Below are 10,328 nucleotides of genomic sequence, written 5' to 3'. Positions count from 1 at the left end.
CCTGCATTGCCATGGGCGGCTCCTCACGTTATGGTTTTTCGGCTTGAAGGGGTTTCACCAAGAGGCGCTGGCTTGCTTCTATCGTCGCTTGCAAACGATGCATTCTTTATCGGCGCTTTGGTGGAAGAGGTGGGGCGATGTCTCCCACGGTCTGTACTGCTGCGAACAGTCAGAATCGGGCATTTAGTCCCACCACCCCTTCAAGTCTAACCATACAAGCGGGCGAGCCCGCGAAGAGGCCGGTACAGACCACTTAAATGACCAACCCCTGCGGCTTACGCCCGGCAAACACATCCACCAGGCTGGCCACCACCATCTCACCCATGCGCGTGCGGGTCTGCACCGTGGCACTGGCGCGATGCGGCTGCAGTACAACATCCTCGCGTTCGAACAACGCTTCGGGCGCCCGTGGCTCATCGGCAAACACATCCAGCGCCGCCCCCGCGATCTCGCCGGCCTCCAGCGCCGCAATCAACGCCGGTTCATCCACCAGCTTGCCGCGCGCGATGTTGATCAGATACCCCTCGGCGCCCAATGCCTGCAGCACTTCGCGGTTGACCAGCGCCTCGCCCTTGTCGGCCGCCGCCGCCAGGATCAGCGCATCGCTGTCCTTGGCCAGCTGCACCAGATCCGCCTCGAAACCATAAGGCACCTCCAGCGCCTGCAGATCGGTGTAGCGAATCGGGCAACCGAACGCCGCAGCCCGCTGCGCCACGGCGCGGCCGACTCGGCCCATGCCGACGATGCCCACGCGCATGCCCGACACCTGGCGAGCCAGCGGCAATGGTGCCAGCGGTGTCGCGCTGGTGGCCCAATGGCCAGCGCGGACGAAGCGGTCACCCGTGCAGATGCGACGGCACACGCCGATCAGCAGGCCCATGGCGAGGTCGGCGACATCCTCGGTGAGGGCGCCGATGGTCGCCGTCACCTGGATGTCACGGTCGCGGGCATAGGCCAGGTCCACCGCGTCGGTGCCGACGCCATTGACCGCTATCACTTCGAGGTTGGGCAGGCGCGCCATCAGCGCCTGGCTGATGCCGGTGTGGCCACCGGTGATCACGCCGCGGATGTTGTCGGCATGTTGGCTGACATAGGCGTCCTTGTCGGCCTGTTCGTAGTAGCGGTGCACGGTGAACAGCTGTTCCAGGCGCTCACGGATTTGCGGGATGAGGATCGGGCTCAGTTGCAGGACTTCAGGTTTCATCGGTCACTCCATCAGGAACAGGGGGTCAGCCGCGGCCAACGAAGGGCATGCTGCTGGCCATCACGGTCATGTTCAGTACGTTGGCGTCCAGCGGCAGCGCGGCGATGTAGCGCACTGCATCGGCCACATGGCGCACGTCGAGCATCGGTTCGGCGGCGATCTCGCCATTGGCCTGGCGTACACCACGGGTCATGCGCTCGGACAGTTCGGTCAGGGCGTTGCCGATGTCCACCTGGCTGCAGACGATGTCGTAGGGGCGGCCGTCCAGCGCCAGCGCCTTGGTCAGGCCCAGCACCGCGTGCTTGCTGGCGGTGTAGGGCGCGGTGAACGGGCGTGGGGTGTGCGCCGAGATCGAGCCGTTGTTGATGATTCGCCCGCCTTGCGGCTGCTGGCGGCGCATCAGGCCGAAGGCGGCACGGGCGCACAGGAACACACCGTCGACATTGGTGGCGATGACGTTGCGCCAGTTCTCCAGCGGCAGCTCGTCGACCGGTACGGCGGGCGCATTGATGCCCGCGTTGTTGAAGATCACATCGAGGCGCCCATGTACCTCTTCGATGGTGGCGAACAGCTGTGCGACGCTCTGTTCATCGCGTACGTCGGTGGGTACGGCCAGGGCTTCACCACCCGCTGCCAGCGCTTGTTCGACGACGGCTTGCAGTGGCTCGGCGCGGCGCCCGGCGAGGACCAGGCTGAAGCCGTCTTCCAGCAGGGCGAGGGCAACAGCGCGGCCGATGCCGCTACCAGCGCCGGTGACCAGGGCGATTTTCTTGTTTTGGCTCATGTGGGGCTCCAGTAGATTCAGGCGGCGTTGGCCGCTTGCCTGGCAGGGCGAGGGCCGACGCGCAGGTGCAGTTCGCCGATGCCATCGATGCCGGCGCGGATCGTGTCGCCCGGGTTCAGCGGCGCCACGCCGGGCGGGCTGCCGGTCATGATCAGGTCGCCGGGGCGCAGCGGCAGCTGGCGCGACAGTCGGCTGATCACCTCGGCCAAGGCCCAGGTCTGCTGGCTCAGGTGGGCACGCTGACGCTCCTGGCCGTTCACCTGCAGCCACAGCGATGCGTCCAGCGGCAAGGCGCATTCGTTGGCAGGGACGATGGCGGTCATCGGTGCCGAGGCTTCGAACACCTTGGCGCCTTCCCACGGCAGGCCCTCGGCCTTGGCCTTGCGTTGGTGGTCGCGACGGGTCATGTCGAGGCCGGCGGCAAAGCCGAACACGTGTTCCAGGGCATGCTCCGGGGCAATGTCGGCGCCGCCCTTGGCGATGGCCGCGACCAGCTCGATTTCGTGGCAGAACTCATTGGTCTGGGGCGGGAAGGGCAGCTCGCCCAGCGCCTCGACCACGTTGCTCGCCGGTTTCATGAAGAACACAGGTTCTTGTGGTGCCGGGCCGTAGGACTCCGGCCAGGGGTAGTTGCGGCCCAGGCAGAACACCCGGCCGACCGGAAAGCGCGCAGCGCTGCCGCGGATCGGCAGGCTGACGATGGCCGGCGGGTTGAACAGGTAGGTCATGGATGGATCCTCCGTACTGGAGTGGCCAGCGTAAGCCAGAGGCTGGCCGGCAAAGTTGGACGAAAGCGGGGTCGGCTTGGACTATCCAAGTAACCTGTGCCGGCCCTTTCGCGGCTGAAGCCGCTCCCACAGGTACAGCGCTGCCCTCAGGTTTGGCACTCTCCCTGTGGGAGCGGCTCCAGCCGCGAAGAGGCCGGTACAGCCCATGCATTCCTCGAATCAGGCGGCAGTCTTCAGCTCGATCCGATACAGCTTCCCGAGCAGCAGCGAGTAGGACAGGGTGCCCATCAGCGCCACCCCGCCGATGAACCAGAACGCCATGGCGAACGAGCCGCTGGCATGCACGATCGCGCCAATCACGATCGGCGTGACGATGCCGCCGATGTTCGCCGCCAGGCTGGTGACCCCGCCGGTCAAGCCGATCAGTTCCTTGGGCGCGACTTCCGACACCGCCGCCCACGACGCCGAGGCGATGCCCTGGGCGAAGAAAGCCAGGGTGAGGATGGCGATGCACAGCACATTGGAATCGGTGAAGTTCACCAGCACGATCGACATGCCCAACATCGAACCCACCACCAGCGGCAGCTTGCGGGCGAACGACAGCGAGTAGCCCTTGCGGATCAGCAGGTCGGAAACGATCCCCGCGAGGAGGATGCCGACCGTGGCACCAATGAAGGGCATGACCGCGAAGATGCCGACCTTGATCAAGGTCAGCTGGCGCTCTTCGATCAGGTAGGTGGGGAACCAGGTGAGGAAGAAATACAGCGCCGAGGTGCTGGCGAACTTGCCCAGACAAATGGCCCAGATCTGGCGGTAGCGGAACAGCTGGGCGATTTGGCGCCAGTCGAAGCGGGTACGTTCCTGGCTGCTTTTGACCAGGCCGCCGCCTTGTTCGATGTAGGCCAGTTCCTCCTTGCTGACCTTCTTGCAGTTCAGCGGGTCGCGGTACAGCCACAGCCACACCACGCCGAACAGGATGCCGACCAGACCGGTGCTGTAGAACACATGGCGCCAGTCATAGGTGGTCGCCAGCCACAGCAGTGCGCCGGTGAATAGCGCGGTGCCCAGATATTGGCCACACACGTAGATACTGCTGGCCATACCGCGTTCGCGGGCGGGGAACCACACCGTGACCGCACGGCTGTTGGCCGGGAAAGCCGGGGCTTCCATGGCGCCCACCGCCAGGCGCAGGCCGAACAGCGAGGCGAAGCCGCTGGCCAGGCCCTGGGCCACGGTGACCGCCGACCAACTGATCAGCGACACGCCGTAGGTCAGGCGCGAGCCGAAGCGGTCGGCGATGAAGCCGGCGGGTACCAGGGCCAGGGCGTAGGTCCAGGCGAAGGCGGAGAAGATCAGGCCCATCTCGACCTTGTCCAGGGCCAGATCCTTGGCCATGAACGGCGCTGCGATGGAGATGTTCACCCGGTCGACGTAGTTGATGATGGTCGCCACCAGCAGCAGCGACAGCATGAACCAGCGGCGGCGGGTGGGCAGGCGCTGGGCAGGGGCCGCGTCCAGCGCGTATGACGACGCGGCGCGGGGGGTAGGCGTGCTCGACATGAGTCGACCTCGTTTGTTGTTGTTGGTAGAGGTTGGGCTGCAGTCCCTTTTCTAAGGTGGTCGTACAACGAGTCGAATGCAATGGCGGTTTTAGACCGTTTTTTTTACAGAGGATGGGGTAGGTTGGTGCTGTCCAAGAAAATCCACTGTCAGGGTTTTGCCCGCAGTCCTTGCTGAATGCCCCGTTTTTTGCGGGCTCTGTAGATTTGCTGTTGCGCAGGTTTTTGCAGAAGGGGTTAAATCGCAGAGTTTGGACATCGTACAACTAAAAGCCCTGCTACCCGGAGATTGCCCATGCCCCCCAAGCGCGAGGTCCCGACCTACGTCATGCAGCAGCGCAGCGAGCTGATGGATTTCTACATCCGCGACCAGCGCGGCCGCCCCGCCGAGACCGCGCCGCATCGTCACGAGTACTTCCAGATTCAGGTCAACTTCGGTGGCGACACGGTGCAGCACATCGGCAGCGTGCAGCGCCCCTTCAAGCGCAACACCTTGGCCTTCATCCTGCCGCACCGGGTGCATGTGATCCCGCATCCGGCCGACAGCGACTTCGTGGTGATCAATTTCTCCCAGACGTTCCTGCTGCCGCACCTGGCCTGCGACCCGATGGACCTGGAGGAGGTGTCGATCCTGCAGGCGCCGGAGCTGTCACCGTTCCGCTTCCAGGAGCACCTCGACTTCTGCCTCGACGAAGCCGACTTCGCCGAGGTACGGCAGATCCTCGATCGGATGCGCACGCTGGATGCCAATCGCCGCTTTGGTAGCCGCGAAATGCTCAAGGGCCTGCTGCTGCAGCTGATCGGCCAGGTCTGCCGCCTGTATGCCGAGCCGCTGCGCGAACTGGCCGACAGCAATGCCGCCCAGCTCAGCCGCCGCGCTGCGCTGGGGCGCATGAGCGAGTACTTGCGCCGGCATATCGATGACCCCGACTTGAACCTGCAGAAAGTGGCCGCCGCCACCTACCTGTCGCCGACCTACCTGACCCACTGGCTGCGCAAGGAAATCGGCAAGACCTTCAGCGAGCTGGTGCTGGAGCGGCGGATGCACACTGCACGCAATTACCTGCTCAATGGCAGCCGCCCGGTGGGCGAGGTGGCGCGGCTTTGTGGCTTTGCCGATGAGGCCTACTTCTCGCGGCGCTTCCGCCAGATCCATGGCCTGCCGCCAGGGCAGTTCCGCCGCCAGCAGCGCGACCCGGATACGCCGCAGGTGGCGATGCGGTAAGCTTGCCGGCATGAACCTCGACACTCGTATCAAGTACCGTCACCTGCTGTGTTTCCTGGAGATTGCCCGGCAGGGCAGCCTGGCCAGGGCTGCGGATATCCTGGCGATCAGCCAGCCGGCGATCTCCAAGACCCTCAAGGAGCTCGAGGACCTGCTCGAAGCGCGCCTGTTCGAACGCAGCCGCCAGGGCGTCGAGCTGACCCCGGCCGGCACGCGGTTCATGCGTTACGCCGGGCCTAGCGTGCAGGCGCTGCGTGATGGCGTCAGCAGCTTGCGCGGTGAGGCGCGGGCACCGTCGCAGGTGCGCATCGGCGTGCTGTCGACGGTCGAGGGGCTGCTCATGCCCGAAGTGCTGTGCCGCCTGCATCAGCGCCACGAGGCCTTGGTGATCAGCGTGGTCACCGGGGTCAGTGCGCAGTTGCTTGGGCAACTGCACCTGGGCGAACTGGAACTGGTGGTCGGGCGCATGACCGAAAGCCCGCAGATCCAGGGGCTGTCATTCGAGCACCTGTACAGCGAGTCCATGGCCCTGGTGGTGCGCCCCGGCCATCCTTTGCTGGCAAGTGCACCAGTGGAGCGGCAGCGGGTCGGGCAGTACCCCTTGGTGCTGCCACCGCCGGGCACCACCATTCGCCAGCATGCCGACAGCCTGTTCGTGCAGTGCGGTATCCAGATGCCGGCGCAGCGCCTGGAGACCTTGTCGTTGGCGTTGAGCCGGCGTTACCTGCTGGGTAGCGATGCGTTGTGGGTGGCGCCGCGGGATGCGGTGCTGCTGGATTTGCGCCGGGGTGAGCTGGCCGAACTGGATCTCGGTGTGCGGGAGCCGGGCGGTTCGGTGGGTATCTGCCGGAATGCGGCATTGCCACTGAGCCTGCCGGGGCAGTGGGTGTGCGAGGTGCTGCGCGAGCTCGCTGAGCAGTATCGGGAGGGGCGGTATCCTTGAGGTGCATGCCGCAAGATTTTCAGCGCCTGTGAGATCGAGCGCCGCCCGCGCGGCGCATCGCGACCAAGGTCGCTCCCACATCTGTTTCGGGCCAGTCTCTCCTGTGAAGCCAACAGGGACCGCCTTGGTGCATGACAGGAGACAGGTGGAGCCATCGAGATGTACCGCCATGCCAACAAGGCGGATCCTGTTGGCGGCACAGGAATAACTGGCCCGAAACAGATGTGGGAGCGACCTTGGTCGCGATGCGCCGCGCGGGCGGCGCTCGATCTCACAGGCGCTGAAGCTGTCGAGGCAGGCACTTGGTGGCCCTGGCACAAATTTAAATCCTGCCATCCTCAGCCTCCCAAACTCACCACTCGCCACCTCAGAACCCGCCGAAATAAAAAGCCACAAAAACCAGGAAAACCCAACACAAAGGGTCAATACTGGCAAATGGCTGTAAAGCTTCCATGAAGAAGCTTTTACCTACTGAACTTCCTTACGAAAACCCGCTCCTATGCCGGTAGCCATTGGTGATGGCCGCCTGATAAGCTCGCGGCTTTACCCTGATTGCCCTTATGGCGCATGAACAAGGAAATAGCATGAAACAGCATCGTCTGGCGGCTGCGGTTGCCCTGGTAGGCCTGGTACTGGCTGGCTGTGATCAACAAGCCAGCAGCCCCGAGCTGAAAACTCCGGCACAGAAAGCCTCCTACGGTATCGGCCTGAACATGGGCAAGAGCCTGGCCCAGGAAGGCATGGAAGACCTGGATTCGAAAGCGGTCGCTCTCGGCATCGAAGACGCTGTCGGCAAGAAAGAGCAACGCATCAAGGACGAAGAACTGGTAGAAGCCTTCACCGCGCTGCAGAAGCGCGCCGAAGAGCGCCTGGCCAAGGCCAGCGAAGAAGCTGCCAGTGCTGGCAAGAAATTCCTCGAAGAGAACGCCAAGAAGCCTGGTGTGGTTACCACCGCCTCTGGCCTGCAGTATGAAGTGGTGAAGAAGGCCGACGGCCCGCAGCCAAAGCCGACCGACGTAGTCACCGTTCACTACGAAGGCAAGCTGATCGATGGCAAGGTATTCGACAGCTCGGTCGAGCGTGGCAGCCCGATCGACCTGCCCGTCAGCGGTGTGATCCCTGGCTGGGTCGAAGGCCTGCAGCTGATGCACGTTGGCGAGAAGTACAAACTGTTCATCCCGGCCGAACTGGCCTACGGCGCCCAAAGCCCGAGCCCGCTGATCCCGGCCAATTCGGTGCTGGTTTTCGACCTGGAACTGATCGCCATCAAGGACCCGGCCCAGCTGCAGGGTGGCGAAGCACCCGAAGCTGAAGCCCCGGCCGAAGCACCTGCCAAGTAACAACGGCTGGTACTTGCACAACGCCCCGTCCTGACGGGGCGTTGTCGTTTGTGAAGGCTCATTCGGCGAACCTCGTGCGGCGGCTATTGTCCGAGCAAGTGCAGTGTGAAGAAGCCGGAAGCTTCTGACGCATATCGTTTGCAGATCTGAAACGGCTGCGTAAAAAACGCCCGATCTGAGCGGGACCCTTGCCTTGTGGGCGCCCGCCGTCACAAACTTCGCCCTGTTCACAAGGTTATCCACAATAAATGTGGATAACCTTTACCTGCTGGAGGCTCCATGAGCGCACCCTGGAATTTCGCCCGTTTCCTGCCTCTGGCCGAGCGCCTGCTCAGCCGTGGCCGCTTGCCGGCCTTGCTGTTCGCAGTAGCCCGCAAAGGCCCGCGCATCGGCCAGCTGCGCGACGACGTCAAGTTGCTGCAGTCGCTGTGCCTGGCCTGGTGGCGGGGTGAATACCGCGCCATCAGTCCCAAGGCACTGGTGACCATCGTCGCCGGCCTGCTGTACTTCGTCAGCCCCATCGACGCCATTCCCGACTGGATTCTGGGTGTCGGTTTTCTCGACGACATCGCTGTGCTCGGCTGGGTCCTGAAGACCGTGGCCGATGAGCTGGCGCGCTTCAAGGCCTGGCGCGACAGCCAGGCGCCCGAGCGCCTGCGGGTAGTCGAACGCCTGCCCGACACCCCGGAAGCACTGCGGCTGGAGCGTAATACGCACTGAAATCGAGCAAGTCCCCACAGACTCCCGCGCTTGGTAATATAATTGGCATAAGCGTTATGCCTACGGATTACATGCGGTAATCCTTACGTAAGGGGGTTGTAATGGGTATTCAGGTTATTAGCCGGGACGGTCAACCCGAGTATGCCGTCGTGCCCTGGGAGCAGTACCAGGCCTTGCTCAAGGCAGCCGGGGAAGCGCCCGCCGAGGCGGTTGCCGAATCAGCGCAGCAAAGCGCGCCTGCAGCCAGCCTGCCAGCGTTCAGCGAAGTGGCGCAACTGCGCCAGGCCAAAGGCATCGCCCCTGAGCAACTGGCGCGTAATGTCGGGGTCAGCCCGGCTTACCTGGCCATGATCGAATCGGGTGAGCGCCAGCCGGATGCCGCGATCCGCCGCGCCCTGGCCTGGCATCTGGGGGTAGCCGGCTGGAGCGAGCCGTCATGAGCCAGGTCAGGATCAGCCGACAGCAATGGCAGAGCCTGCTGGACGAGCTTGACCTGGCCCGCCGTCAACGCCACCTGCTCACCTACCGTGCACTGATCGAGCGCCTGCAATTGCCCAGCCCGGCCATGCAGACCCTCACCGCTGCGCTGGAATACCTGGCGGTGCTCGATGCCCGTGCCGAGCAGCCCTTGCGCAGCTCGCTGGTGATCAGCCAGGGTGCCAGCCGTCTGCCGCGAACCGGCTTCTTCGAGTGTGTGGAGCGCCTGGGGCGTTTCGCGGGGCCTGTGGATGGCATGGAGGCGGCGTCCTGGCATGCCTCCGAGGTCGTTCGGGTGTTTGAGTACAGTTATCCCGAGCATGCCTGAACAGTGTGGGCTCCCTGTGCTGGCCTCTGCGAGACGTCGAACCGCCGCGAAGGCGCCAGCACAGACAGAGCATCTCGATGGATCACGCCGCAAGGGTTGCCATCGGCATCCCGTATATCCAGTTCCTTCAGGTCACCATAGCGGCCAAACAAATCCATGACCTGGCCAAGCGTGGCATTCAGCCCCACCGTTGGCTGTTCGACCAAGGCCGCCGGCAGCACTTGAGCCAGTAGCTGATCTTCTCGCACCCCCATATCCTGCGGCCGTCCCATCAGGTACCCCTGTACCAGGTCCACGCCCATCTCGGTCAATACCGCCAGCTCTTCCGGCAACTCGATCCCTTCGGCGATCACTTGCGCCTTCGAGGCCCTGGCAATCTGCAGGATGGAGCCGACGAATTCGCGCTTGAGCGGGTCGCGGTGGATGCCATCGATGAAGTGGCGGTCGATCTTCACGTACTCGGGACGCAGCTCCGACCACAGGCGCAGGCTCGAATAGCCGGCGCCGAGGTCGTCCAGGGCGATGGAAAAGCCCATGTCGCGATAATGGTGCAAGGCGTTGGACAACAGCTGGAAATCGTCGGCAGGGGTCTGCTCGGTAAGCTCGATCACCACCCGACTGGGCGGCAACCCCACTTGTTCGAGGAGCTTGAGGGTGCGCCCGGAAGGATAGTGCGGTTCCAGCAGCGATTCGGGCGAGATGTTCAGAAACAGCTTGCCGTCGAGCCCCTGTTCGCTGAAGCGTCGGCACGCACTTTCACGGCACGCGGCCTCCAGTTCGGTCAGTCGACCGGCCTGGCGGGCGATGGCGAACAGGTTCAAGGGCGAATGCAGCGGGCTGTTGGAGGGGCCACGGCTCAAGGCTTCATGGCCGAAGACCCGCCGTTCGCTGAGGCAGACGATCGGTTGGAACAAGCTGTGAATGCTGCGCTGAGCCAGAATTACACTCAATGCACTGAGCTGTTCGGCGATGGTCATGACGGTATCCTGAAAATGAAAGGGCCGGGCATTTGCATGCCCG

12 protein-coding genes are annotated in these 10,328 nt (G+C 63.8%); 7 read left to right on the top strand and 5 right to left on the bottom strand.

Going from position 1 to position 10,328, the window contains the following annotated elements:
- On the top strand, window positions 1-187 hold a 187-nt coding region (locus CQW31_RS31450), incomplete at its 5' end, for a hypothetical protein (RefSeq protein ID WP_218254763.1).
- 66 nt (window positions 188-253) lie between these two features.
- Here CQW31_RS31450 and CQW31_RS14430 read toward each other — a convergent pair.
- The 4 genes from CQW31_RS14430 to CQW31_RS14415 form a co-directional block, all read right to left on the bottom strand.
- Window positions 254-1,204: a 2-hydroxyacid dehydrogenase gene (locus tag CQW31_RS14430; RefSeq protein WP_099814786.1), complete on the bottom strand. Its 951-nt coding sequence runs from the start codon at window positions 1,202-1,204 to the stop codon at window positions 254-256.
- A gap of 25 nt (window positions 1,205-1,229) precedes the next feature.
- Entirely contained in the window at window positions 1,230-1,988 is a 759-nt protein-coding gene (locus CQW31_RS14425; RefSeq protein ID WP_099814785.1) for an SDR family oxidoreductase, read from the bottom strand.
- A 17-nt stretch (window positions 1,989-2,005) separates the two neighbouring features.
- Window positions 2,006-2,716 carry a fumarylacetoacetate hydrolase family protein gene (locus CQW31_RS14420; protein WP_054887161.1) on the bottom strand — a complete coding sequence of 237 codons (711 nt, stop codon included), beginning with the start codon at window positions 2,714-2,716 and terminating at the stop codon, window positions 2,006-2,008.
- A gap of 219 nt (window positions 2,717-2,935) precedes the next feature.
- The gene (locus CQW31_RS14415; protein WP_099814784.1) at window positions 2,936-4,276 is read right to left on the bottom strand and encodes an MFS transporter; all 1,341 of its coding nucleotides are present in this window, start codon (window positions 4,274-4,276) and stop codon (window positions 2,936-2,938) included.
- Between the two features lie 294 nt (window positions 4,277-4,570).
- On the opposite strand from CQW31_RS14415, the gene CQW31_RS14410 reads away from it, so the two are divergent.
- The 6 genes from CQW31_RS14410 (at window position 4,571) to CQW31_RS14375 (ending at window position 9,308) form a co-directional block, all read left to right on the top strand.
- Complete coding sequence (locus CQW31_RS14410) at window positions 4,571-5,500, top strand: AraC family transcriptional regulator (RefSeq protein WP_099814783.1); 930 nt, start codon at window positions 4,571-4,573, stop codon at window positions 5,498-5,500.
- A 10-nt stretch (window positions 5,501-5,510) separates the two neighbouring features.
- Window positions 5,511-6,443 (top strand): pca operon transcription factor PcaQ, encoded by a 933-nt coding sequence (pcaQ, locus tag CQW31_RS14405; protein ID WP_054887254.1) that lies wholly within the window; start codon window positions 5,511-5,513, stop codon window positions 6,441-6,443.
- 584 nt (window positions 6,444-7,027) lie between these two features.
- Window positions 7,028-7,783, top strand: coding sequence for an FKBP-type peptidyl-prolyl cis-trans isomerase (locus CQW31_RS14390; RefSeq protein ID WP_027918134.1), 756 nt, complete (start codon window positions 7,028-7,030; stop codon window positions 7,781-7,783).
- 279 nt (window positions 7,784-8,062) lie between these two features.
- On the top strand, window positions 8,063-8,503 hold the full coding sequence (locus CQW31_RS14385; RefSeq protein WP_054886433.1) for a YkvA family protein: 441 nt from the start codon (window positions 8,063-8,065) through the stop codon (window positions 8,501-8,503).
- 101 nt (window positions 8,504-8,604) lie between these two features.
- Window positions 8,605-8,943, top strand: a complete 339-nt coding sequence (locus tag CQW31_RS14380; protein WP_054886432.1) for a helix-turn-helix transcriptional regulator — start codon at window positions 8,605-8,607, stop codon at window positions 8,941-8,943.
- A complete protein-coding gene (locus tag CQW31_RS14375; protein ID WP_054886431.1) occupies window positions 8,940-9,308 on the top strand; it encodes a hypothetical protein in 369 nt (122 codons plus the stop codon). The genes CQW31_RS14380 and CQW31_RS14375 overlap by 4 nt, the downstream gene beginning before the upstream one ends.
- Here the strand turns inward: CQW31_RS14375 and CQW31_RS14370 are convergent.
- Window positions 9,290-10,285, bottom strand: coding sequence for an EAL domain-containing protein (locus tag CQW31_RS14370; protein WP_099814782.1), 996 nt, complete (start codon window positions 10,283-10,285; stop codon window positions 9,290-9,292). The genes CQW31_RS14375 and CQW31_RS14370 overlap by 19 nt on opposite strands.
- Window positions 10,286-10,328: the final 43 nt, after the last annotated feature.

It is taken from the genome of Pseudomonas sp. 382 (assembly GCF_002759075.1).
Taxonomy (GTDB): Bacteria; Pseudomonadota; Gammaproteobacteria; order Pseudomonadales; family Pseudomonadaceae; genus Aquipseudomonas; species Aquipseudomonas vlassakiae.
The sequence above is the reverse complement of the archived record's forward strand: the minus strand, read 5'-3'. Positions and strand labels throughout refer to the sequence as shown.